The following is a 23467-nucleotide window of genomic DNA, read 5'->3' as shown; positions in this document are numbered from 1 at the left end:
CAGCGCGGCGGGTTCTCCCACCAAGCCAAGGCAGTTAGAGCGGCTCACAGCGACCGATCCGGCGCGTCCCCATCGCGCACCGGGCCCGGGCTCAAAAGCCGCATCTTTCGGACGGCAGTGCCGTCCCTTTGAGCTGGGAGTATGCGCCGATGACCGAGCGCATTCGTGAATTCCTGCGCGACCGCCGCGAGCGTGGCATCGACGAGGGCCCTGTCCTCATCGTCGATCTCGACGTCGTGCGCGACAACTACACCGCCTTCGCCAAGTCGCTGCCCGACACCCGCGTGTTCTACGCGGTGAAGGCCAACCCGGCGCCGGAGGTGCTCTCGCTGCTCGCCGGCCTCGGCTCGTGCTTCGACACGGCCTCGGTCGCCGAGATCGAGATGGCTTTGGCCGCCGGCGCCACGCCCGACCGCATCTCCTACGGCAACACCATCAAGAAGGAGCGCGACATCGCGCGCGCCTTCGCGCTGGGCATCCGCCTCTACGCGGTGGACTGCGCTGCCGAGGTCGAGAAGGTCGCCCGCGCAGCACCCGGTGCGCGCGTCTTCTGCCGCATCCTCTCCGACTGCGTCGGAGCGGAGTGGCCGCTGTCGCGCAAGTTCGGCTGCGAGCCGGCGATGGCCGTTGACGTGCTCGAGCACGCCCTCAAGCTCGGTCTCGAGCCCTACGGCGTCTCGTTCCACGTCGGGTCGCAGCAGCGCAACCAGCACGCCTGGGACCGGGCGCTCGCTTCGGCGGCCTCCGTGTTCAAGGAATGCGGCGAGCGCGGCATCAACCTGTCGATGGTCAACCTCGGCGGCGGCTTCCCGACCAAGTACCTGAAGAACGTGCCGACGGTGAAGACCTACGGCAACGCCATCTTCAAGGCGCTGCGCAAGCACTTCGGCAACCGCATCCCGGAGACGATCATCGAGCCGGGCCGCGGCATGGTCGGCAACGCCGGCATCATCGAGACCGAGGTCGTCCTCGTCTCGAAGAAGAGCGAGGAAGACGACGTGCGCTGGGTCTACCTCGACATCGGCAAGTTCGGCGGTCTCGCCGAGACGATGGACGAGTCCATCCGCTACCCGATCCGCACGCCGCGGGACGGGGACGCGATGGCCCCCTGCGTGCTCGCCGGCCCGACCTGCGACTCGGCCGACGTGCTGTACGAGAAGACGCCGTACCCGCTGCCGGTGTCGCTGGAGATCGGCGACAGGCTGCTGATCGAAGGCACCGGCGCCTATACGACGACGTACTCGGCGGTGGCGTTCAACGGCTTCGAGCCGCTGAAGAGCTACCACATCTGATAAGTGCGGGAGGCGGTTCGCCGCCTCCCCTTCCCTCACCTCTCGAACTGTTGCGCCGAGCGCGCGCTTTGGCGCGCGTCCCGGCGGGGAAGGAGCTGCCATGATCTCGATCCGCATCGAAAAGACCACCGACGTCACGGCGCGCGAGGCGCTGCTCGACGAAGCCTACGGCCCGAGCCGCTTCCGGAAGCCATCCGAGAAGATCCGCCGCGGCCGCCAGCCGGCCGAAGGCCTGGCGCTGGTCGCTGTGGACGGCGATCGCATCGTCGGCACGGCGCGGCTGTGGCACGTCGCCTGCGGCGACAGGCCGGCGCTGCTGCTCGGCCCGGTCGCGGTCGCCTGCGACCGGCAGCGCGAGGGCATCGGTGCGGCGCTGATCGCGCAAGCCGTGGACGCCGCGCGCGCGGGCGGCCACCGCGCCATCATGCTGGTCGGCGACGCGCACTATTACGGCCGCTTCGGCTTCTCCGCGGAGAAGTCTGGCAACCTCGCTATGCCCGGGCCGTTCGAGCGGCACCGGCTGCTCGGCCTCGAGCTCGTCCCGGGCGCCCTCGATGGCGCGGCTGGCGTCATCGTCGCGACCGGGCGACCTGTCACAAAGACGCGGCGCAAAGCCGCATAAATCGTCGGGATAACCAAGGCGGCCGTGCCTTTTTCCGGCGCGGCCGCCCTTTCGTTTTTGGACGTCGGTCGATATGACCCCGCTACCAATGGAGCTTGCGCCATGACCAATTGGCCCGTTTACGGCACCATCACCGGCCCGATCGTCATGGTCGGCTTCGGCTCCATCGGCAAAGGCACGCTGCCGCTGCTCGAGCGCCATCTCAATTACGACAAGTCGCGCGTCACCGTGCTCGATCCGAAGGACGAGGGGCGCCGGGCGCACTGCGAAAAGCATGGCGTGCGCTTCGTCCAGAAGGGCCTGACCCGCGACAATTACCGCGAGCTGCTGACGCCGCTGCTCACCGAAGGTGGCGGCCAGGGCTTCTGCGTCAACCTCTCGGTCGACACCGGCTCGGTGGACATCATGGAGCTGTGCAACGAGCTCGGCGCGCTCTACATCGACACGGTCAACGAGCCCTGGCTCGGCTTCTACTTCGACGCCTCGAAGGGACCGGAAGCGCGCTCCAACTATGCCCTGCGCGAGACGACGCTCGCCGCCAAGCGCGCGCGCAAACCCGGCTCGACCACGGCCGTTTCCTGCTGCGGCGCCAATCCCGGCATGGTCTCCTTCATGGTCAAGCAGGCGCTGCTCAACGTCGCGTCGGACCTGAAGCTCAACGCCCCGGAGCCGAAGTCGCAGGGCGAATGGGCCGACCTGATGCGGCACGCCGGCATCAAGGGCATCCACATCGCCGAGCGCGACACGCAGCGCTCGAAGAACCCGAAGCCGCCGGAGGTGTTCGTCAACACCTGGTCGGTCGAGGGCTTCCTGTCGGAAGGCATGCAGCCGGCCGAACTCGGTTGGGGCACGCACGAGAAGTGGATGCCGGCGAACGCGCATACCCATGTGACCGGCTGCGGCGCGGCGATCTACCTGATGCAGCCCGGCGCCAACACGCGCGTGCGCACCTGGTGCCCGACGCGCGGCGCGCAATACGGCTTCCTCGTCACGCACAACGAGTCGATTTCGATCGCCGACTATTTCACGGCGCGCGACGCCTCCGGCGCGGTCATCTACCGGCCGACCTGCCACTACGCCTATCATCCGGCGGACGACGCGGTGCTGTCGCTGCACGAACTGTTCGGCCGCGCCGGCAAGATGCAGGAGAAGCATCACATCCTCGACGAGAACGAGATCGTCGACGGCATCGACGAACTCGGCGTGCTGCTCTACGGCCACGGCAAGAACGCCTACTGGTTCGGCTCGCAGCTCTCGATTGAGGAGACGCGGGCGCTGGCGCCGTACCAGAACGCGACCGGCCTGCAGGTGACCTCCGCCGTGCTCGGCGGCATGGTGTGGGCGCTGGAGCATCCCAACGAAGGCATCGTCGAGGCCGACGAGATCGACTTCCATCGTCTGCTGGAAATCCAGTTGCCTTATCTCGGACCGGTGAAAGGCTACTACACCGAGTGGACGCCGCTTGAAGGGCGCCCTGGCCTGTTCCCCGAGGATCTCGACACCAGCGATCCGTGGCAGTTCAAGAACGTGCTGGTGCGCGTTTGACGCACGCGCCGACGAATTGAAATGACGACGGACGGCACCGCAAGTCGGCTATAGCCGACTTGCGCACTTAAGTGCCGATCTCGGGTAAACCCGAGATCGGAGGGCCGCCCGTTTTGTTTTGACGCGCCTTACTTCGGCGGCTCTGGCGGATTCTCGCCGGGCTTCGGTGGTGGCTTCTTCTCCGCCGGTTTCGGCGGCGGAGGCGCTGCCGGACGCGGCGGTGGCGGAGCGGGATGCGCTTGCGGCGGTGGCGGCGCAGGCCGTGCTGCCGGTGGCGGCGCCGGATGCGCCTGAGGCGGCGGCGGTGCAGGCCGTGTCGCCGGCGGCGGCGCCGGATGCGCCTGTGGCGGAGGCGGTGCCGGACGTGCCGCGGGTGGCGGCGCGTGCTGGATCGCCGGCGGCGGCGCTGGACGGGTCACCGCGGGCGGCGGCGGAGGCGCAGCCGGACGCACGGCCGGTGGCGCGGGTGGTTTCGCCGAAGGCGGTGGCGGGGCGACCGGCGGCTTCGTCGCTGGCGGTGCCGGCGGACGCGTTGTGGAAGGCGGCGGTGGCGGCGTCTGCGGCTGCGGCGGCCGCTGCGGCTGCACCTGCGGTGCAGGCTGCGTTGGCGGCGGTGTTGCCGGTTTGACAGCAGGTGAAGGCGACGCGCCTGGTGGTGGCGGCGGCGTTGGACGGCCATTCGGCGCCGGACGCGGCGGTTGCTGCTGCTGTTGCTGTTGTGGCGCGACGCTCGGCGCGGCGCCCGGTACAGGCGGCGGCGCCGGCTGCGCACCTTGCGCGGCGCGCGGCGGATGATCGCCGAGGCGCCCGCGTTCCGTCTTCGGCAGCGCCTGCGGCTTCGGCACGCTCGCCGCCGGGGCGACGGTCTGATTGGTCGGCTGCACCGAGACGCGAAGCTGCGGATTGGGTGGCGGCCGCCGCGTGCCGCCGGGCGCAGTGCGCCCGCCGGGCTTGAGCGCCTGCGGCTGCACCGTCACCGCGCCTTGCACCCCTTGGGTCACCGGCAGCACGCGCGGCGCGACGCGGAAGGTCTGCACTGGCCGGCGCGTGATAGCGCCGACCACGCCGGGCGCGATGCCGGGATTGACGGCGAAGCGTCCGCGCCGCTGCTGCCCGCCGTTCAGCATCACCGTGCGGTTGACGATGACGGTTTGACGGATGATCACCGTCGTGCGCCGCGGCGGCACGATGTAGGTGCGCAGGCGCGGCGCCGTCAGATAGCGCGGCGACACGAAGATCCACCACGTCGGCGTGTCGTCGTACTCGTAGATCACGTCGTCGGGCGGCGCCGGCGCCCAGCCGACGTAGTCGCCGCCGCGCCGCCAGTCGACCCAGGCCGGCGCCCATTCGTCGCCCGGCACCCAGACCCAACCCATGCGGCTATCGAGCACCCAGCGGCCGTAGTGATAGGCCACCCAGCCCCAGTCGGCTTCCTCGTCATCGGAGATCCAGTACCAGCCCCATTCGTCGGTGTAGACCCAATGGCCTTCGGTGTAGGGACGCCAGCCGGGCGGACGGTCGGCGGGAACCCAAACCATGCCCCAGCGCGGATGCCGGAGCCATTCGCCGTAAGGCTCGAGCGCGGACTGAAATTCGGCGGGGACCTGCGCCTGCGCCACCATCGTCGTGCCGAGCACGATGGGCGCCGACAGAGCGGCCGCGGAAATGGCGCAGCCAGACATGAGCGCAAGGCCAAGCCGACGCAGACGATGCGGAAGCGCCATAGTCCTCAACCCCGCTGTGAAGAACCTCGGAACATCGGAAGCAAATTAACGCCGCTTCGGAAAGTTCCATCATCCTGCACATTGCGGCGGCAGAGGGGCCAAATGGATACAGTTCACATCCGGCTCCGCACGGCGGCCGCGACGAAATCGACGAAGGCGCGCGCCTTTGCCGGCTGTTGGCGTCGTGATGGCATGTGCACGTACAGGGGGAATCGCTCTTTATTCCAATCCGGAAACAGATCAATCAGCCGGCCATCCCGCAGACCGGGCGCCGCGAATTCGAGGCTTTGGGCGATGCCGTGCCCCTGTTCACAGGCGGCGACCATGGTCTCGCCGTCGTCGACCGTGAGCCGTCCGGCCACGCGCACCTTCACGGCGCGTCCCTTGCGCTGGAATTCCCAGGCGAAGGGGCGGCCGGTGGCGGGATCGGGAAACTGAATGCATTCGTGCTGCGACAGATCCTGTGGCCGCTTGGGCCGGCCGTGCCGCGCCAGATAATCGGGTGAGGCGCAAGTGACGACGCGTGTCTCGGTGAGCCGCCGAGCGACGTGGCCGGACAGCGTCGACTCGCCAAACCGGACGGCAACGTCAAAGCCGTCGGCGACAAGGCCGGTGGCGTCGGCGCGCACGCTCATCACCAGCGACAGCTCCGGATGCGCGGCGAGAAACCCACCAAGCCTTGGGGCGATTGCGAAATGCGCGACCAGCGGCGTGACAAGGACACGCAAGGTCCCGCGCACCGCTCCGGCGGCGCGGCCGACATCAGTGACCGCGTCGTCAAGGTCCGCCAGCAGCGGCGCCACACGTTCATAAAAGCGGCGGCCTTCGTCGGTCGGCGTAACCGCGCGGGCATCCCGCTCGAACAGCCGTGCCCCGACTCGCTCTTCGAGCCGCGCCACCGCACGACTGATGCCGGATTGCGTGAGGCCGAGCGCACGCGCCGCGCCGACGAAGCTGCCGGCCTCGACGACCGCCGCCAGCACCCCAATGCCGCCGAGTTGGCGCGCGTCAAAAGTCATGATGATCTTCGCTCATTCATACCCTGACAATAATGCGTTTCCGGCATGCTCTGTCCAGTGCCATTTCACGGGTGCGGGCCGCGACGCCGGCCAGTCGAAATGGAGACCACCATGACACTCAACGGACAACGCATCATCGTACTCGGCGGCACTTCCGGAATTGGACTGGCGGTCGCCAAAGCCGCCGCCGCGCAGGGTGCCTCCCTGGTCGTCGCATCCAGCCGGAAGACCAGCGTCGACCGCGCGCTCGGCGCACTGCCGCCGACCAGCGAAGGCCACGCCGTCGACCTCGCGGCCGAGGACGCGATCAAGGTGTTCTTCGACGGTGTCGGTGCTTTCGATCATCTCGTCTTCACCGCCGGCGAGAACATGCAACTCGCCGCGCTGGCCGACCAGCGGCTCGACGCCGCGAGGCAGTTTTTCCAGATCCGCTTCTGGGGCGCCTATGCCGCAGTGAGATATGCGACCCCCAACATCCGCGCCGGTGGCTCGATCGTGCTCACAACCGGCGTCGCCAGCCTGCGGCCACGCTCGGGCTGGACCGTACCAGCGAGCATCTGCGGTGCCATGGATGCATTGACCCGCGCACTCGCGGTCGAACTCGCACCGATCCGCGTCAATGCGGTATCGCCGGGCGTGGTGCGCACACCGCTGTGGGGGAAGATGAGCCCGGGCGATCGCGAGGCGCTCTACCGTGACGTCGGCGCCGTCCTGCCGGTCGGTCGCGTCGGCGAGCCGGAGGACATTGCCGGAGCCTACCTCTACCTGATGTGCGGGCGCTTCGGCACTGGCCAGATCGCCGTGGTGGACGGCGGCACCGTGCTGGTGTGACCTATCACAGCGTCAGCAGGCCGGCGTCCCCAGACTCTGTCCCGAAGCCGAGCAATTGGCCGGAATCGTCCCAGCCGAGCGCGGTGACGGGCGAACCGTCGGCCTGCCGCGCCGTGATCAGAGCGCCGTCGTCTACCCGCACTAGCCAAACCGTCCCGTCGCCGTAGCCGACGGCGACCACCGGCTGCTTCGGATGCGCGGCGACGACGGTGACGCGCGCCTCCGACGGCGCCAGCAGTTGCGGCTGCCGGCCCATCGGGCCGTCCTTGCCGTCGAACGGCCACAGGATGAGCTGCTCCGAGCCGGAGGTGGCGAGGAAGCCGCCGCCCGCCATCCACGACAGCGAGCGAACGCGCGCCGAATAGCCGGACATGCGCATGTGCTTCTGGTCGGCGATGCGCCAGCCGTGCAGGGTCGACTCCTGCATCATGGTCACCAGGAAGCGCCCGTCCGGGCTGATGGTGACGCCGAGATGCGAACCTTTCCATTCGAAGAATTCGGGCTTGGCCGCCGCATTGGGAAACCAGAACGAGACGCCGTTGTAGTGCGCCACCGCGAGACGGAAGCCCTTCGGCGCGAAGACGAGGCCGGCGACGGTCGACGGCGCCTCGAACGTGCGCTGCTCGCCCTTGCCGGTGATGACGTGCGCGACCTTGCCCGCCGACCAGGCGACGGCGCGATCGGGGCCGAGCGCGACCTGGTCGATCCAGCGCTTCTTGTCGTCGGCGGCGAGTTCACGCGTTTCGCCCCCGGCATTAGTGGCCATGAGCTTGCCATCGTCACCGCCGGTGACGACGCGCGTAGCGTCCGCGGCGCTGACGAGGATGCCGCCGCCGTGCACCGGCACGCGCTTGTCGTCATCGCCAGCGAACAACAGATGCTCTTCGCCGAGCACGAAGACCGGCGCGCGGCCGAAGAAGTGCACGCCGACGATCGGCGTTTCAGTCGCGATGTGGCGGACTCGATCTGTCAGCGAGGGGATGGCGGTGGAGGACATTGAGACTCACAGGTCCTTCGACGCCCGCGCGTTCCGCGCGGGCTCCTCAGGACGACGGGAAAGGTTCTAAGCCACGCAGCTCGCGAAGCCTTCGCGGATCTTCTCTTCCGGCAGGTCGCGGCCGATGAAGACGATGCGGCTGATGCGCTCCTCGCCCTCCTTCCACGGCCGCTGATGATCGCCGTCGAGGATCATGTGCACACCCTGGAAGACGAAGCGCTCGGGGTCGTCCTTGAACGCGAGGATGCCCTTCGAACGCAGGATGCTCGGCCCGTCCTTGGCGACGAGGTCCTGCACCCAGGGGAAGAACTTGTCCGGGTCTAGCGGCTTGTCACTGCGGAGCGACACGCTTTGCATGTCTTCGTCGTGATAGTGCTTGAGTCCATGACCCTCACCATGATGGTGATGATCGTGGTCATGATGATGCCCGTGATCATGATGATGATCGTGCTCGTGGTCATGATGGTGCTCGTGGTCGTCGGATTCGAGGAACTTCGGCTCGATGTCGAGGATGCGATCGAGATCGAAGGCGTTGCGGCCGAGCACGTCCTCGATCTTGACGTTCGAGCGCTGCGCGCGGTGCAGCGTGGCGTAAGGGTTGATGGCGCGGATATGGCCCTCCACGTCGCGTAACTCGTCCGCCGACACCAAATCCGTCTTGTTTAAGACGATAACGTCGGCGAAGGCGATCTGGTTCTTGGCCTCCGGCGCGTCCTTGAGCCGGTCTTTCAGCCACTTGGCGTCAGCGACCGTCACAACCGCGTCGAGCCGGGTCTTGGCGCCGACGCTCTCGTCCATGAAGAAGGTCTGGGCGACAGGCGCCGGATCGGCCAAGCCGGTGGTTTCGACGATGATGGCGTCGAACTTGCCCTTGCGCCGCATCAGGCCGTCGATGATGCGCACGAGGTCGCCGCGCACGGTGCAGCAAATGCAGCCGTTGTTCATCTCGAACACTTCCTCGTCGGCGTTCACCACGAGGTCGTTGTCGATGCCGATCTCGCCGAACTCGTTGACAATCACAGCGAACTTCTTGCCGTGCGGCTCGGACAGGATGCGGTTCAAGAGTGTCGTCTTGCCGGCGCCGAGATAGCCGGTGAGCACGGTGACGGGGATTTTCTCGTTGGACTGGGGGATGGCCATTGGGGACAGGAAACTCCGTTTCGGGGGGACATATAAGGGTTCCCGGCGGCCTGCGCAAAAGGCCCGGACAGCGGCTCCCGCGCGCTTCCCCGGGTGACGGCAGTCGGCGCGGCGGCGTATCCTTGGCCGGCGCATGATGCCAATAACGATAAAGACGGGGAGGAAAGGATGCACAGGAGGACGATGCTCGCGGCGGGCCTGATCGCCGTGACGACGCTGTTGGCCGGCCCTGCGGGGGCGCAGAGCGGCTACCCCAACCACACAGTGCGGGTGCTGATCGGTTATCCGCCGGGGGGACCGGTCGACATCATCGGCCGCATCATGGCCGACAAGCTCAGTGCCCAATGGAAGCAGCCGGTGGTGGTCGAAAACATCAGCGGCGCGGGCGGCAACATCGCCGGCGACCGTGTCGCCAAGGCGACGCCCGACGGCTACACGCTGATGGTGGCGACCAACGCGCTGGTGGCGATCAACCCCAGCCTTTACGCGAAGATGAGTTACAATCCGAGCAAGGACCTGACGCCGATCACACTCGCGGTCTTCTCGCCCAACATCCTCGTCGTCGGCCCCAATGTGCCGGTCACCAGCGTCAAGGAGATGGTCGCCTATCTGAAGGCGCATCCCGGCTCGACCTATGCCTCGGCCGGCGTCGGCACGACGCAGCATCTCGCCGGCGAGCTGTTCAAGTCCATGGCGAAGGTGGACATCCAGCACGTACCCTACCGCGGCGCGGCGCCGGTCATCACCGATCTCCTCGGCGGACGCGTGACCATGTTCTTCGGCGCCATCTCGCCGCTAATCCCCCTGGTGCGCGAAGGCAAGCTGCGCGCGCTCGCCGTCACGTCGGAGAAGCGCTTCGGCCTCGTGCCGAATCTGCCGACCATGATCGAGGCCGGATACCCGGGATTCGTATCGGTGCTGTCGATGGGGTTGATGTCGCCGGCGGGCACGCCGCCCGCGATCATCAACAAGATCGCCGCCGACTCGAAGGCCCTGCTCGCCATGCCCGACGTCCGCGCCAAGCTCCAAAACATTGGCATGGAAGTCGTCGGCAGCACGCCGGCCGAATTCAAGGCCGATCTCGACCGCGAAATCCCGCAATGGGCCAAGGTCATCGAGCAGGCGGGTCTGAAAGGCAGCAACAAATAGAAGCCGCCATGATCAGAGCGAACGCGCGGAACCGCCGCGCGTTTGCCGTGGCCTGATCGATGACGTGAGGCTATGCTTTACCCATAACAATGGCGCGGGCGGTCAACGCCCGCGTGTCGGGATGGAAGCGCCATGAACTACAAAACCGATTTCCCGTCGATCAAGGGCGAGGTTTCGCCCGAAGAGTGGCAAGCGCGGCTCGATCTGGCCGCCTGCTACCGGCTCATCGACAAATACGCGATGACCGACCTCATCTATAATCACATCACCACCCGCATTCCCGGCTCCCCGGACCATCTGCTGATCAATCTCTACGGACTCCTCTACAAGGAGATCACCGCTTCCAGCCTGGTGAAGATCCATGTCGACGGCGAGATCATCTGGAAGCCGCAGACCGACTATGACATCAACAAATCCGGCTATGTGATCCACGGCGCCATCCACAGAGCGCGCCCCGAAGTCGCCTGCGTGCTGCACACGCATACGCGCGCCGGCATGGCGGTTTCGGCCATGACGTGCGGACTACTGCCGCTGTCGCAGACCGCGATCCGTTTCGTAGGACACATCGGCTATCACGACTATGAGGGGCCGGCGATCGACCTCGCCGAGCGCGAACGGCTGGTAAACGACCTCGGGCCGCACGACGCCATGATCATGCGCAACCACGGCCTGCTCACCTGCGGCGCCACCGTGCAGCAGGCCTTCAACACGATGTATCAGCTCGAACTGTCATGCCGCTCGCAAGTCGACGCCATGGCGGCGCGCACCGAGCTCACCATGCCGGGCGAGAACGTGCTGGCGCACACCGCGCATCTCTATCAGCCGGGCGCGCGGCGGCCATACGGCGTGCTGGAATGGCCGGCGATGCTGCGCCTGCTCGACGCGGAACAAAGGAATTCGGATTACCCGCCCTACTATTACTGAATTTCAACGTCGACGTGGTTCATGCCTGGGGGAGACGCATGTCGAAATTGCTCGCATCCATCCTGAATACCGCCGCCGCGCTGCTGCTGCTCGCATCGGCAGCACTCGCCGACGATTATCCGAACAAGCCGATCCGGATGATCATCCCGTTCCCGCCCGGCGGCAGCAATGACGTGGTCGGGCGGCTGGTTTCGAAATATCTCAGCGACGAACTGAAGCAGCAGGTCTTCGTCGACAACCGCGGCGGCGCCGGCGGCACCATCGGCACCGAGGACTGCGCCAAAGCGACGCCCGACGGCTACACGCTCTGCATCATATCGATCGCGCACGCGGTCAATCCGGCGCTGCACACGCTCAAATACGATCCGATCAAATCCTTCACGCCGATTTCCATTCTTGCCACCGGGCCGAACGTCCTGGTGGTCAGCGAGGATGCGCCGTTCAAAACGGTGAAGGAGCTGGTGGCGGCCGCCAAGGCCAATCCAGGCAAGCTCAATTATGCGTCCGCCGGCATCGGAAGCTTCCAGCACCTCGGTGGCGAACTGTTCAAGCTCGAAGCCGGAGTCGATATCGTGCACGTGCCCTACAAAGGCGGCGGGCCGGCCATGCAGGACGTGGTCGCCGGACACGTCAAGATCATCTTTTCGTCGATGATCCAGACGACGCCGCTGATCAAGGCCGGCAAGGTGCGCGTGCTCGGCACCGGCGGCTCCAAGCGCAGCCCGGTGCTGCCGGACGTGCCGACGATCGCGGAAGCCGGCGTGCCCAATTATGTCGCTGAAAACTGGTGGGGCATCGTCGCGCCCGCCGGCCTGCCCGCGCCGGTCGTGAGCAAGCTTTACGCTGCCACCCAGGCGGCGCTGAAGGCGCCCGCGCTGCAAGCCGCCTTCGCGCACGACGGCGCGTCACCCGTGGCGATGAGCACGGCCGAATTCGGCAAGTACATCGGGATGGAAATCGTCAAATGGGGCCGTGTCGTCAAGCAAGGAAAGATCACGGCAAAATAGGGCAAGCCGGCGCCCGCCGTCATTGAGGCGGTGCTGGCGTCCGTCTCCGCTTGCTATATAGATGCCGATCCGCGGTCCGGGGGCGGCCCACGTTAGCAACGATCCGCCATGCTCGACGCCGCCCTCATCGTGCTCCTCATCGCCGTCCTGTTCGGCTCCTGGCTCGCCGTGCTGCACTTCGCCGGCCGCACGGCAGAGCGCGCACCGTGGCCGCTGGCGCTGATGCATGCCGGACTGGCGCTCATCGGCCTCGTCCTGCTGGCGGTGACATTGCGCGGGCCGGCGCGCGGCGTCGATCAGGGCATGGCCGGCTTCGGCATCACCGCCGCGGGCCTCCTGGCCGTCGCAGCCATCGTCGGCGCGCAGATCTTCGTGCGCTTCCGCCTGCGCCGGAAGAGCGCCGGCGCGCTGGTCGGCATCCACGCCGCGCTGGCGGTGAGCGGCATCGTGATCCTCGCCGCCTACGTGCTCTCGTAGCCGAAAGCAAAAACGCCCGGCGCAAGGCCGGGCGTTTCGTTTGAGTTTCGCCGCTCAGCTGTGGTGATGGCGAACGACGTGATGGTGCCGCACATGCCGATAGTGATGGTGCACATACCGCACGTGATGACGATACGCGACATGCACCGGCCGCGCCGGCTCGGCTTCCGCCTCGGCATACGGATGGACACCGAGCACGCCGTTGATGCCGCCGGTGACGCCGCCGACGACGGTGCCGACCACGGCGCCGACCGGACCGGCCATGCGGTTGCCTTCATGGAATCCGTAGCTGGCGCCTTCGGGGATCCCCTGCGCCTGGGCGGCGAACGGCAAGGCCGCGAAGCAGGCCGCGGCGACGATGAGCTTGAGTTTCATTGGTGTCATTCCACTTCGATTGCGGTGATGTGTCGCGAGCGACGCCGGCGAGCAAGGACCCCCATGACGGCTGTTCGGTGGCGAAACTGTGCACGACGCGTTGCGCATCGCGACGTGTGGGGAAAAAGCGACAGGCGCGGCAGAACGATACCGCGCGGAGCCGGGGCCACGGCGCGCCGGGCTTGCGGCTGTTATGTTATAATGTTACATCCCGGCTCCCAAGCAGGCGGAGGACAATGCGGTGGCGGCTGACAAGGGGATGAGCGGACGGCGCTACCGGCTGTTTTTTGCTGCGGCGTTGCTGGCCACGGGCCTCGTCGCGCTTGGCGGCGGCGAGCCCGCCCCCGCGGCGGACAAGATCGCCATCGCGGCCGCCGAGAACATGTACGGCGACATCGCCGCGCAGATCGCCGACGGCAACGTCAACATCAGCAGCCTGATCAGCAATCCGGCGCAGGATCCGCACCTGTTCGAGACGTCGCCGTCGGCCGCACGGCGGATCGCCGACGCGCAGGTCGTGATCGTCAACGGCGCCAACTACGACCCCTGGATCGACAAGCTTCTGCAGGCGAACCCCAATCCGAAGCGCATCGTCATCAGCGCCGCCAAGCTGATGGGCCGCAAGCCCGGGGACAATCCGCATCTGTGGTACGACCCGGCGACCATGCCGCGCGTTGCCGAAGCGATCACCGCGACCTTAAATGCGGCCGACCCTGCGCACGCCACCGAGTATGCCGCCAACCTCAAGACGCTGCTCGGCTCACTCAAGCGTATCGATACCCGCGCCGCCGCGCTGCGCGGCAAATACCAGGGGACGCCGGTGACCGCGACCGAGCCGGTGTTCGGGCTGATGGCGCAGGCGATCGGGCTCACCATGCGCAACGAGCGCTTCCAGATCGCGGCGATGAACGATACCGAGCCGAGCGCGCACGATCTTGCCGAGATCGAGCGCGATCTCAAGGAACGCAAGGTGAAGGTGTTGTTCTACAATTCGCAGGTCAGCGACGCGCTGGCCACGCGCCTGCGCGACCTCGCCAAGGGGTCGAACATCCCCATCGTCGGCGTCACCGAGACGCTGCCCGCCGGAATGCATTTCCAGGACTGGATGCTGTCCGAACTCGACGCGACCGACAAGGCGTTGAGCGGCAAATGACCGCCGCCGTCGAACTCGAGCACGCGACTTTGCGCATCGGCGGGCGCACCGTGCTCTCCGACGTCAGCTTCGCCATTCAGCCGGGCGAATTCGTCGGCGTGCTCGGGCCGAACGGCGCCGGCAAGACCACACTCATGCGCGCGATCCTCGGGCTCTGCCCGCCGGTGTCAGGCAGCCTGCGCATATTCGGCCACGCGCCGCGGCGCGGCGATGCCGCGATCGGCTATCTGCCGCAGGTGCGCACCGTGCTGCCTGACTTGCGCGTGCGCGGGCGCGATTTCATCGGCGCCTCGCTGCACGGCCATCGCTGGGGCCTGCCCTCGCTGACGGCGGCCGAGCGCCGCATGATCGCCGAGACCTTGCAGGCCGTCGGCGCCCTCGAACTGGCCGACCGCCCGCTGAGCGCCATGTCCGGGGGCGAGCGCCAGCGCCTGCTGCTCGCGCAGGCGCTGATCGGCCACCCGAAGCTCTTACTGCTCGACGAGCCGTTGATCATGCTCGATGCGCGCCATCAGGAGGTGGTGATCGACGTTGTGCGCAAGGTCTGCCGCGAACGCGGCATCACCGTTCTGTTCTCGGCGCACGAACTCAACCAGTTGCTCGGCGCCGTCGATCGCGTGCTCTATCTCGGCCATGGCCAGGCCGCGCTCGGCGCCATCGACGAGGTTGTGACCGCGCCGGTGCTGTCGCGCCTCTACGGCACCGAGATCGAGGTGCTGCGCGCCGGCGGCCACATCTTCGTGATGTCGCGCGGCCGCGACGTCGAAGGCGGTGCGCACGTGCACGACCATGAGCAGGGGCATCATCATGGACATTGAAGGCGATGCGTCGCCACGCACTCTCTTCACCTCCTCCTCGAGGGGGGAGGTCGGTCCGCCTTCAGCGCGTTTAGGCGCGTCTGGGACGCGCTATCGCGGATAAGGAAGCCCACGCATGTTTCAATACGACTTCATGCTCAATGCCTTCGCCGCCGCCGGCATCGTCGCGGTGGTGTCGGGCCTCGTCGGCTTCTTCCTGGTGATGCGCGGCCAGACCTTCGCCGGCCATGCGCTATCGCATATCGGCTTTGCCGGCGCGACCGGCGCCGGGCTGATCGGGCTGAGCGCGCTATGGGGCCTCATCGGCTTCACGCTCGCCGCCGGCATCGTCATGGGCCTGCTCTCCGAGCGCATCTCCAACCGCGACGTCGCCATCGGCGTGGTGCTGGCGCTGGCGCTCGGCTTCGGCCTCCTTTTCCTGCACTACTACACGGCCTTCGCCAGCCAGGCGACGGCGCTCCTGTTCGGCAATGTGCTGGCGGTCGAGCGCGGTATGATCTTCACGCTCGGCGTCCTCGGCGTCATCACGCTGGCCGGCCTTGCGCTCATCATGCGGCCGCTGATCTTCGCCAGCCTGCAGCCGGAGCTGGCGGAAGCGCGCGGCGTGCCGATGCGGCTGGTGGCGACGGCTTTCCTCGCGCTCGTCGCGCTGGCGGTCGCGGAATGCACGCAGATCGTCGGCGTGCTGCTGGTGTTCACGCTGATGGTGGGACCGCCGGCGGCGGCGCAGCGCCTGACGACAGGACTTTGGAGCGGTCTGATCGTCTCGGCCGCGCTGGCGCTGGCCGAGGCCTGGCTCGGCCTCGTCCTCGCCTTCCATACCGACTGGCCGGCGAGCTTCTGCATCGCCTTGTTGAGCGCGGCGGGTTACTTTGCCGCGCTGGCGATGAGCGGGCTGCGGCCGCGTCTGGCTCTGCCGGACGTGGACGTCTAGCCCACCGACTCCGGCGACAGCAGCGGCTGCACCGGGGCGGCGGCTTCCGCGCGCTCCGCGCTCGGCGCATCGACCGGACGGTCGAGCCGCCGCGCCACGCCCTCGAACTGCGCATTCTGCTCGATGGTCAGCGCGCGATTATAGATCTCGCCGTCGACCACGGCCGTGCCCTGCAGCTTGACGGTGTTGCCGTGGATGGTGCCCTTGAACTCGCCCTGGATCACCGCGTCCTGGGCGACGATCTTGCCCTCGACCTTGGCGCCTTCGCAGATCACCAACTGCGCGGCGTGGATCTCGCCGCTGACGCGGCCGAAAATCTGCAACCCGCCGGCGCAGACGATGTTGCCGGTGATGACCATGCCGGGACCGAACGTGGAGAGCACGTCGGCGGTCTTGGTCTGCATCACGGGGGCCGCGACGCGGATGTCCGCGGCAGGTTTCTCGACGGGCTTCACCGCGCCCTTGGGCTGCGAAAAGTAGTTCACGCTGGTCTCCTGTCGCACGGACACATGACTATGGAAGAAAGCAGCGTGGCGATCATGCCCCTGCCCCCCGACAGCTCGATGACAATGCCGATCATTCCACTTTCATTAAAAGCCGCAAAGCAAAAAGCGCAGGTATCGATAACGCCGCGGCCGCGTCCCGCCGCCGCGGCTGAAATTAACTAATGAGGCAAACCACAATTGCTTTTTCGCCTTGAACCGGAGCGCGCCGGACCTAATCTGCGCCGATGGACGACACCGCGGTCAATGCAGCCATCGCCAAGTTCCTGCGCAGCGTCAGCGCCAGCGCGCAACGCGAGATCGAAAAGGCGGTCCGCAAGGCGGCGGCCGCCGGAAAGGCCAAGGAGGGCGAGACCCTCACCGTCGGGGTGACCCTCACCAGCGAGAAGCTCGCCCTCGACGTCACGATCTTCAACAAGATCGAGCTCTGACCGCCGTTTTGCGGCCCCAAACGGCCTTTACTTTGAATAACTTCCGCTCACGGAACCGTCGCGGGCCCGTGACGGAACCTTTGTCCGGAGTTTCGCTTTCCAGTCTGCATCGCCAATGTCATCATTTAAGGAGGCGACCGATGAAGACTGGCTTGATCCTCGCCGCGGCAGTCACGACGGCTCTGGCCCTGGCTCCGGCCGCAGCTTCCGCGCACGAAACCCGCATGGGAGACGCGGCGCTGGGCGCCACCGCCGGGATGCTGGTGGCCGGCCCAATCGGCCTCGTGGCCGGCGGCGCCATCGGCTACACGCAAGGCCCGCACATTTCGCACCACATCTTCCACAATCACCACTACCGCCGCCATTATCGTCACCACCACTACTATCGTTGATGGCGGTGCGATAAACCGTCAGATTATGGGAGGCCGGAGCCGGCGCGACTTCGGCCTCCTTCCTTATCGCTCTTGCGCCGCCGGGAAACCATTCATGCGTTTTCGCGCTGTCACTGCCGCCCTCCTCCTGACCTTCGCCGCCGGGACCTCGGCTGCTCTGGCGCAGTCGCCGGGCATCATCCCCACGCCCAAGGAAGAGAAGGGCTCGCATGCGATGAAGGGCACCGAGGATGAGCAGAACGCCTGCTATCACGACGCGGCGAAATATTGCAGCGACGCCATCCCCGACACCTTCAAGGTGCTCGCCTGCTTGCAGGACCACCGCAAGAAGCTGACCAAGCCGTGCCAGAAGGTGCTGACCGACAACGGCCAGTGAGCCGATAGCGAAGCGCCGGGGGGCGACTCCGGCCGTTTCGCTTGGCTACTCCGCCGGCACCGCGGCCTTCGGCAGCCGCTTCTCGCGCCGGCGCGCCCGCCAGGCCTCGCGCCGGGCGGCGAGATTGGCGATCCCCATCAGCGCCGCCGGCGTGACGACCAGCGTCAGTACGGTAGCGAAGCCGAGTCCGAACACGATCGCCGTCGACAGGCTGATCCACCATTGCGTCGCCGGCGCGCCGTGCGTGATCTCGCGGCTGATGAAGTCGAGATTGATGCCGAAGGCGATCGGCAGCACGCCGAGAATCGCCGTCACCGCCGTCAGCACCACCGGCCGCGCGCGTTCGCGGCAGGTCTCGATGATCGCCTCGTAGGCGGCGACGCCCTCGCGTCTCAACCGGTCATAGGTGTCGATCAGCACGATGTTGTTGTTCACGATGACGCCGGCGTTGGCGATGATGCCGATGCCGGTCATCACCACGCCGAACGCCTGGCCCATGATCATGAGGCCGAGCAGCACGCCGATGGTCGACAACAGCACCGCCGACAGCACCAGCCCGACCGACGTGAACTTGTTGAACTGCGCCAGCAAGATGGCGAAGATCAGGAACAAGGCCGTGCCGAACGCCTTGCCGAGGAAGGCGCCGGCCTTGGCGCGCTCCTCGTCCTCGCCCTTGAGCTTGAAGGTGACGCCGTCGCCGAGATTGGCGGCGGCGAGCTTGTCGGTGATCTCCTTCTGCACCTGCGCATTCTGCACGCCGTCGGCGATATTGGCCGACACGGTCATCACCCGCTGCGCGTTGACGCGGTTGATGTAGCCGACGCGCTGCGCCGGCACGCGCTTGACGAAGTTGCCGATCGGCACCGAGCCGGACGGCGTCTGCACCCTTAGTTCGTCGATCTGGTTGAGGCTGCGCCGATCCTTCGGGAAGCGGACGATGATGTCGACCGCCTTGTCGGTGTCGGACGGGCGATATTCGGTGACCTTGACGCCGTTGGTGACGAGCTGCACCGCGGTGCCGACAGTGTTGACGTTGGCGCCGTATTTGGCGGCCTCGGCCTTGTCGACATCGAGCTTCCAGTCGATGCCGGGCAGCGGCAGGCCGTCGTCGAGATCGCGGATCTCCGGCATCGGCGCCAGCAGCGCGGCCACCTTCTTCGCGGCCGCCGGCAGCTTCGCCGGATCGAGCGCCGAGAGCTGCACCTGGATCGGCTTGCCGGTCGGCGGACCGGCGCGCGGCGCCGTCACCTCGACCAGAATGCCGGGGATGTTGCGCGTCCTGTCGCGGATCTCGTCCATGATCACGTGCGCCGGCGGCCGCGTCTGCCAGTTGGCGAACTCGAACTGGATGACGCCGATCGTGTCCTCGGTGATCTCGTTCGAGCCCTGCGGCTGCTCGCCGACGCGGGTATAGACGGTCTTCAGGCCGCCCGTGGCCAGCACGGTCTTCTCGACCTGGCGCACGGCGGCATCCTTTTCGTCGAGCGCGAGGTTGCCGCGCCCGTGCACGATCACCTGACCGTAGTCGGGCTCGACCGACGGGAAGAACTCGACGCCGTGGCCGAACTGCGAATAGGCGGCGATGACGGCGACCAGCAGCAGCACCGTGGCCCCCATGGTCTTGCCGGGATGCGCGATCGCCGCCTTCACGGTGCGCATATAGAGGCCGCCTTCCCGGGCGCGGTCGTCATGCGGCACGGGCGAGGCGCGGCCGAGCAGCGCACCGAGGGTCGGCGTGAAGAACAGCGCCACCGCGAGCGATGCCGACAAGGTCGCGATCAGGGTGATCGGCATGTATTTCATGAACTGGCCGACCACGCCCGGCCAGAACAGCAGCGGCGAAAAAGCGGCGACACGGGTCAGCGTCGCGGCGATCACAGGGCCGGCCATGCGCGTGGCTGCCGCGGCATAGGCCGCCTTCGGCGCCATGCCCTCGGCCATGCGTCGCTCGGCATATTCGGAGACGATGATGGCGTCGTCGACCAGCATGCCGACCGCCAGGATCAGCGAGAACAGCACGACGATGTTGATCGTCAGCCCGGCGAGTTGCAGGCCGAGCACGCCGGCGAGGAACGACGCCGGAATGGCGATGCCGATGAACAGCGACGAGCGGAAGCCGAGCGCGAACAGGATGATGACGGCGACGAGCAGCACGCCGGTCGCGACCGAGTTCTGCAAGTCGGACAGCATCTGCCGGATGAGCTTCGACTTGTCCTGCGTGTAGCCGACGTGCACGCCTTGCGGCCAGCTCGCCTTCAGCCGTTCGACAACCTGCTTCACCGCATCGACCGTCTCGATCAGGTTGGCCCCGGTGCGCTTCGACACTTCGATGGTCATCGCCGGCTTGCCGTTGACGCGGGTGATCGAGGTCGCGTCCTTGAAGGTCGGCTTGATGGTGGCGACGTCCCCGAGCGTCACGGTGGCGCCGGCCGACGAGGCGACCGGAATGTTGAGCATGTCCTGCGGACGCTCGATGAGGCCGGGCACCTTGACGGCGAAGCGGCCGGTCTGCCCCTCCAGCGCCCCGGCGGCGATGATGCTGTTCGAGGCCTGCGTCACCGCCATCAACTGGTCGAGCGAGATGCCGTAGCTCTTCATCAGCATCGGCTCGGCGGAGATCTCGACAGCTTCGTCGCGGGTGCCGCGCAGTTCCGCCTTGAGCACGCCGGGCGCCTGCTCGATGGCGTTCTTGGCCTCACGCGCCAGATGCAGCATCGTGCGCTCCGGCACGTCGCCGGCGAGCGTGACGACGAGCACCGGATAGAGCGAGAGGTTGACCTCCTGCACCGACGGCTCGTCCGCGTCCTTGGGCAGGTCGTGCTTGGCCTGGTCGACCTTGGCGCGCACGTCGGCGAGCGCGGCGTCGGAATTGAACCCCGCCTCGAACTCGAGCAGCACGTAACCGCCGCCCTCGAAGGCGGTGGCACGCATCTCCTTGACGTTGCCGACCGACTTCAGCTGCGTCTCGACCGGGCGCAGCAGCAGCCGCTCGGAATCCTCCGGGCTGATGCCGCGCTGCGTCAGCTGCACGTAGATGATCGGTACCTTGACGTCCGGCTCCGCCTCCTTGGGGATCGTCACGTAGGCGACGAGGCCCGCGGTGAGCAGGAAGGCGAGCGTGGCGAGCGTCAGCCGCGCGTGCTCGATAGCGAAGGTGATGAAGCGAGACATTTACGCCGGTTCCAGTTGCGAGGACGCGGTCAGCGCGACGCGCTTTCCTGCTCGGCGTCGACCGCAGCGACGACCTGGCCGTCGCGGACGAAATCCTGGCCGCGCACGATGACGCGCGCGTCGTCCTTCACGCCCGCGACCCACATCGTGTCCTGCAGGTCTTCGACGATGTGCACCGGCACGAAGGCGACCTTGTCGCCCTGCCCCACCACGCGCACGCCGACGTCGCCGGCGGCAGAGATGGTCAGCGCCGAACGCGGAATCTGCGCGGCAGGAACCGGATTGAGCGACAGCACGACCTCCGAGGTGATACCGTCTGGAATCTTGCCGTCGGCATTCGGGATCTCCACTTCGACACGATAGGTGCGCGTGGCGTTGGTCGTCGATTTGGCGACGTATCGCACGTGGCCGCGGACGACATGACCGGTGATGAGGCGAACTTTCGCCGTCTCGCCGACCTTGATGCCGGCGAGCTTCTGCTCCGATACCTCGACGACCGCCAGCATCGGATCGAGCGCCACCAAGGTCGCGATCGGCGTGCCGGTAAAGGAGAAAGCGGCGGCGCCGACTTCCGCCGGCACGTCGGTGACGACGCCGTCCCACGGCGCGCGCAGCACGCCGCGGTCGCGCTCCGCCTTGGCGGAAGCGAGCGAGGCCTCCGCCGCTTTGTATTGCGCCTCGAGATTGACGAGATCGAGCTTCGGCAGCGTGCCCTTGTCGATGAGCTCCCGGCGCGCCTGCAGCTCGGCCTTGCGCTGATCGTAGAGCGCCTGCGCCTGCGCGACCTGCGCCTCGCGCGCCTCGTCGGCCAGCACGGCGACCACGTCGCCCTTCTTAACGTGCTGGCCGCGCGTGACGTTGAGCTGCGTCAGGACGCCGCCGGTGCGCGCCACGATGCTCACCTTGTGATCGGCCTCGGTGCGGCCGGACAGAGTGAGCTTCGGCGAATGATCGACGACTTTCGCCGCCGTCACTTCGACGCGAAACGGCGGCTGCGTGCCGGCTTGCGTCGGACGAATGGCGGCTTCGCTGTTCGCCGAATCGCGCGGCATCAAGTGACCGGAGGCGATCCACAGTGCGGCGCCCGCGACGAGGCCGATGGCCGTGAGCCGGTTCGCTTTCATTGTTCGCTCTCCCCGCTCTTGTCGCACGCGCCGGGCTCCGCCAGCAGGCAATGCACCATCTTCAGGATCAGCGGCAGCACGCGTTCGGCATCGAAGCCTTTCTCGACCGAGCGCCGCCACGACATGCCGTCGCCGAGCACCATCAGCACGGTCGCCGCAGCCTCGACGTCGACGTCGGCGCGAATCTCGCCGCGCCCGCGCGCGACTTCGAGCATCGCGGCGATGCGACGTTTGATGTCGCTTTCGATGTCGTGATAGAGGCGCGCGACATCGGCATTGCGGCGGCTCTCCGACATGATCTCGGCGCAGAGGCCAACCTCGGAGTCGGTGCGGTCGACGAGATGATGACGCGCCAGTTGCGCGAGGCCGTCGAAGAAGTCCGGCGCCTGATCGACCTGCGCGAAGCTCGCCACCGCCTCGGCGCGGTTGCGCTCGGAGATGCCGGCGATCAGCGCCTCCTTGGACGGGAAATAGCGATAGAGATTGCCCGGGCTCATGCCGGCCTCGGCGCAGATGTCCTGCATCGAAGCCTGATGGAAGCCGGAGCGGGCGAAACAGCGCTCGGCGGCGTCGAGGATTTCCGTGCGCCGGTCGGACTGCAGTTGCGCGTTGGCGCGCCGCATGGATGTCGCCCCTGTTTCGGACCGCCGCCGGCGGCCGCAGTCATTCACGCAGCGCGATATGTTGCGCTGCACATAAAACGAATGAACGTTCGCTCTATAATTGGGGTAGCCGGGGACTGTCAAGCATCAGAACGGATGCAGGCGCCTGTGGGTGGCCTGGGCGCCGACAATTGACCGGGAAATTCGGCCCGCATAGCGTGGCCGCCGATGGGGATGGGGTCCCCCGATAACCGCCAACATCCCGATGTGGGCTGATGACTCCTGCCGGCTCAAACCGCGGCAGGAATCCGTCCGCCGCATGCAAGAGGATGGGATATGGCGTTCTTCATCGTATTTCTCGGCGGTGGCCTCGGCGCGGCGATCCGCCACGGCATCAATCTCGGCGTGGCGCGGCTGCTCGGCACCGGCTTCCCCTACGCCACCTTCATCATCAACGTCAGCGGCTCATTCGTGATGGGGCTGATGGCCGCGTGGTTCGCGTTCAAAGGCGACGCCTCGCAGCACTGGCGCCTGTTCCTCACCACCGGCGTGCTCGGCGGCTACACAACCTTCTCGACGTTTTCGCTCGATGTCGCGCTGCTCTACGAGCGCGACCAATTGATGCTCGCCGCCGTCTACGTGGTCGGCTCGGTCGCGCTCGGCCTCGTCGGCCTGTTCGCCGGGCTCGCCATCGTGCGCAGCATGGCCTGAGAGCGGAGAGCTACTCCATCGCCCGCAAACCGAGCTTGTCCAGAAGCCGCATGTCCCGGTCGCGGCCGGGGTTCGGCGTGGTGAGCAGCTTCGGCCCGTAAAAGATCGAATTGGCGCCGGCGAGGAAGCACAAAGCCTGCGTTTCCTCGC

At 67.0% G+C, this 23467-nt stretch carries 25 protein-coding genes, 1 pseudogene and 1 riboswitch; of the genes and pseudogenes, 16 read left to right on the top strand and 10 right to left on the bottom strand.

The genetic code is table 11. The features are described 5' to 3' along the window. Positions 1-149: 149 nt before the first annotated feature. The 3 genes from VGV41_RS15830 to VGV41_RS15820 all read left to right on the top strand — a co-directional run bounded on the left by VGV41_RS15830 (position 150) and on the right by VGV41_RS15820 (position 3459). On the top strand, positions 150-1292 hold the full coding sequence (locus VGV41_RS15830) for a type III PLP-dependent enzyme (RefSeq protein ID WP_326864875.1): 1143 nt from the start codon (positions 150-152) through the stop codon (positions 1290-1292). A gap of 100 nt (positions 1293-1392) precedes the next feature. Further along, a complete protein-coding gene (locus tag VGV41_RS15825) occupies positions 1393-1914 on the top strand; it encodes an N-acetyltransferase (protein ID WP_326864874.1) in 522 nt (173 codons plus the stop codon). Positions 1915-2016: 102 nt separating this feature from the next. Further along, complete coding sequence (locus VGV41_RS15820) at positions 2017-3459, top strand: homospermidine synthase (protein ID WP_326864873.1); 1443 nt, start codon at positions 2017-2019, stop codon at positions 3457-3459. 128 nt (positions 3460-3587) lie between these two features. Here the strand turns inward: VGV41_RS15820 and VGV41_RS15815 are convergent, their stop codons facing one another. Together VGV41_RS15815 and VGV41_RS15810 are read right to left on the bottom strand one after the other, a co-directional pair. Continuing rightward, positions 3588-5183, bottom strand: a complete 1596-nt coding sequence (locus VGV41_RS15815; RefSeq protein ID WP_326864872.1) for a DUF6600 domain-containing protein — start codon at positions 5181-5183, stop codon at positions 3588-3590. A 113-nt stretch (positions 5184-5296) separates the two neighbouring features. Next, positions 5297-6166, bottom strand: a complete 870-nt coding sequence (locus VGV41_RS15810) for a LysR family transcriptional regulator (RefSeq protein ID WP_326864871.1) — start codon at positions 6164-6166, stop codon at positions 5297-5299. Between the two features lie 147 nt (positions 6167-6313). On the opposite strand from VGV41_RS15810, the gene VGV41_RS15805 reads away from it, so the two are divergent. Further along, a complete protein-coding gene (locus VGV41_RS15805) occupies positions 6314-7033 on the top strand; it encodes an SDR family oxidoreductase (protein WP_326864869.1) in 720 nt (239 codons plus the stop codon). Between the two features lie 4 nt (positions 7034-7037). Here VGV41_RS15805 and VGV41_RS15800 read toward each other — a convergent pair whose 3' ends face one another. Together VGV41_RS15800 and VGV41_RS15795 are read right to left on the bottom strand one after the other, a co-directional pair. Next, the gene (locus tag VGV41_RS15800; RefSeq protein WP_326864868.1) at positions 7038-8030 is read right to left on the bottom strand and encodes a WD40 repeat domain-containing protein; all 993 of its coding nucleotides are present in this window, start codon (positions 8028-8030) and stop codon (positions 7038-7040) included. Positions 8031-8096: 66 nt separating this feature from the next. Next, the gene (locus VGV41_RS15795) at positions 8097-9170 is read right to left on the bottom strand and encodes a GTP-binding protein (RefSeq protein WP_326864867.1); all 1074 of its coding nucleotides are present in this window, start codon (positions 9168-9170) and stop codon (positions 8097-8099) included. Positions 9171-9338: 168 nt separating this feature from the next. On the opposite strand from VGV41_RS15795, the gene VGV41_RS15790 reads away from it, so the two are divergent. From VGV41_RS15790 to VGV41_RS15775, 4 genes are all read left to right on the top strand, one after another. Next, entirely contained in the window at positions 9339-10319 is a 981-nt protein-coding gene (locus tag VGV41_RS15790; protein WP_326864866.1) for a tripartite tricarboxylate transporter substrate binding protein, read from the top strand. A gap of 132 nt (positions 10320-10451) precedes the next feature. After that, on the top strand, positions 10452-11243 hold the full coding sequence (locus VGV41_RS15785; protein ID WP_326864865.1) for a class II aldolase/adducin family protein: 792 nt from the start codon (positions 10452-10454) through the stop codon (positions 11241-11243). A gap of 38 nt (positions 11244-11281) precedes the next feature. Then, on the top strand, positions 11282-12250 hold the full coding sequence (locus VGV41_RS15780; RefSeq protein ID WP_326864864.1) for a tripartite tricarboxylate transporter substrate binding protein: 969 nt from the start codon (positions 11282-11284) through the stop codon (positions 12248-12250). 108 nt (positions 12251-12358) lie between these two features. Continuing rightward, positions 12359-12727 (top strand): hypothetical protein, encoded by a 369-nt coding sequence (locus tag VGV41_RS15775; RefSeq protein WP_326864863.1) that lies wholly within the window; start codon positions 12359-12361, stop codon positions 12725-12727. A gap of 54 nt (positions 12728-12781) precedes the next feature. Here VGV41_RS15775 and VGV41_RS15770 read toward each other — a convergent pair whose 3' ends face one another. Next, positions 12782-13102, bottom strand: coding sequence for a hypothetical protein (locus VGV41_RS15770; RefSeq protein WP_326864862.1), 321 nt, complete (start codon positions 13100-13102; stop codon positions 12782-12784). Between the two features lie 241 nt (positions 13103-13343). Here VGV41_RS15770 and VGV41_RS15765 point away from each other — a divergent pair, with 241 nt between their 5' ends. The 3 genes from VGV41_RS15765 (at position 13344) to VGV41_RS15755 (ending at position 16007) form a co-directional block, all read left to right on the top strand. Then, positions 13344-14255, top strand: coding sequence for a metal ABC transporter solute-binding protein, Zn/Mn family (locus VGV41_RS15765; RefSeq protein ID WP_326864861.1), 912 nt, complete (start codon positions 13344-13346; stop codon positions 14253-14255). Then, complete coding sequence (locus tag VGV41_RS15760; RefSeq protein ID WP_326864860.1) at positions 14252-15073, top strand: ABC transporter ATP-binding protein; 822 nt, start codon at positions 14252-14254, stop codon at positions 15071-15073. The genes VGV41_RS15765 and VGV41_RS15760 overlap by 4 nt, the downstream gene beginning before the upstream one ends. A gap of 115 nt (positions 15074-15188) precedes the next feature. Beyond that, positions 15189-16007: a metal ABC transporter permease gene (locus VGV41_RS15755; RefSeq protein ID WP_326864859.1), complete on the top strand. Its 819-nt coding sequence runs from the start codon at positions 15189-15191 to the stop codon at positions 16005-16007. Here the strand turns inward: VGV41_RS15755 and VGV41_RS15750 are convergent. After that, positions 16004-16492: a polymer-forming cytoskeletal protein gene (locus VGV41_RS15750; RefSeq protein ID WP_326864856.1), complete on the bottom strand. Its 489-nt coding sequence runs from the start codon at positions 16490-16492 to the stop codon at positions 16004-16006. The genes VGV41_RS15755 and VGV41_RS15750 overlap by 4 nt on opposite strands. 30 nt (positions 16493-16522) lie before the next feature. On the opposite strand from VGV41_RS15750, the gene VGV41_RS15745 reads away from it, so the two are divergent. The 4 genes from VGV41_RS15745 to VGV41_RS15730 all read left to right on the top strand — a co-directional run bounded on the left by VGV41_RS15745 (position 16523) and on the right by VGV41_RS15730 (position 17709). Then, positions 16523-16675: a hypothetical protein gene (locus tag VGV41_RS15745; protein WP_326864855.1), complete on the top strand. Its 153-nt coding sequence runs from the start codon at positions 16523-16525 to the stop codon at positions 16673-16675. Between the two features lie 62 nt (positions 16676-16737). Continuing rightward, positions 16738-16941 (top strand): DUF6494 family protein, encoded by a 204-nt coding sequence (locus VGV41_RS15740; protein WP_326864854.1) that lies wholly within the window; start codon positions 16738-16740, stop codon positions 16939-16941. 140 nt (positions 16942-17081) lie between these two features. Then, positions 17082-17333 carry a hypothetical protein gene (locus VGV41_RS15735; protein ID WP_326864853.1) on the top strand — a complete coding sequence of 84 codons (252 nt, stop codon included), beginning with the start codon at positions 17082-17084 and terminating at the stop codon, positions 17331-17333. Positions 17334-17427: 94 nt separating this feature from the next. Beyond that, the gene (locus tag VGV41_RS15730) at positions 17428-17709 is read left to right on the top strand and encodes a cysteine rich repeat-containing protein (RefSeq protein ID WP_326864852.1); all 282 of its coding nucleotides are present in this window, start codon (positions 17428-17430) and stop codon (positions 17707-17709) included. 45 nt (positions 17710-17754) lie between these two features. Here the strand turns inward: VGV41_RS15730 and VGV41_RS15725 are convergent, their stop codons facing one another. From VGV41_RS15725 to VGV41_RS15715, 3 genes are read right to left on the bottom strand one after another with little or no spacing between them, the layout of a single operon-like run. Beyond that, on the bottom strand, positions 17755-20880 hold the full coding sequence (locus VGV41_RS15725; RefSeq protein WP_326864851.1) for an efflux RND transporter permease subunit: 3126 nt from the start codon (positions 20878-20880) through the stop codon (positions 17755-17757). A gap of 29 nt (positions 20881-20909) precedes the next feature. Then, positions 20910-22004 (bottom strand): efflux RND transporter periplasmic adaptor subunit, encoded by a 1095-nt coding sequence (locus VGV41_RS15720; protein WP_326864850.1) that lies wholly within the window; start codon positions 22002-22004, stop codon positions 20910-20912. Next, entirely contained in the window at positions 22001-22627 is a 627-nt protein-coding gene (locus VGV41_RS15715; protein WP_326864849.1) for a TetR/AcrR family transcriptional regulator, read from the bottom strand. The genes VGV41_RS15720 and VGV41_RS15715 overlap by 4 nt, the downstream gene beginning before the upstream one ends. Positions 22628-22827: 200 nt before the next feature. Beyond that, a riboswitch (Fluoride riboswitch) is annotated at positions 22828-22898 on the top strand. A 44-nt stretch (positions 22899-22942) separates the two neighbouring features. Here VGV41_RS15715 and crcB point away from each other — a divergent pair. Beyond that, positions 22943-23317: a fluoride efflux transporter CrcB gene (gene crcB / locus VGV41_RS15710; RefSeq protein WP_326864848.1), complete on the top strand. Its 375-nt coding sequence runs from the start codon at positions 22943-22945 to the stop codon at positions 23315-23317. A gap of 10 nt (positions 23318-23327) precedes the next feature. On the opposite strand, the pseudogene VGV41_RS15705 reads toward crcB, so the two are convergent. Further along, a pseudogene (locus VGV41_RS15705) lies at positions 23328-23467 on the bottom strand (biotin synthase); the annotation flags it as partial.

Origin of the sequence: Pseudolabrys sp. (assembly GCF_035943735.1) — a bacterium.
GTDB lineage: Bacteria > Pseudomonadota > Alphaproteobacteria > Rhizobiales > Xanthobacteraceae > Pseudolabrys.
The sequence above is the reverse complement of the archived record's forward strand: the minus strand, read 5'-3'. Positions and strand labels throughout refer to the sequence as shown.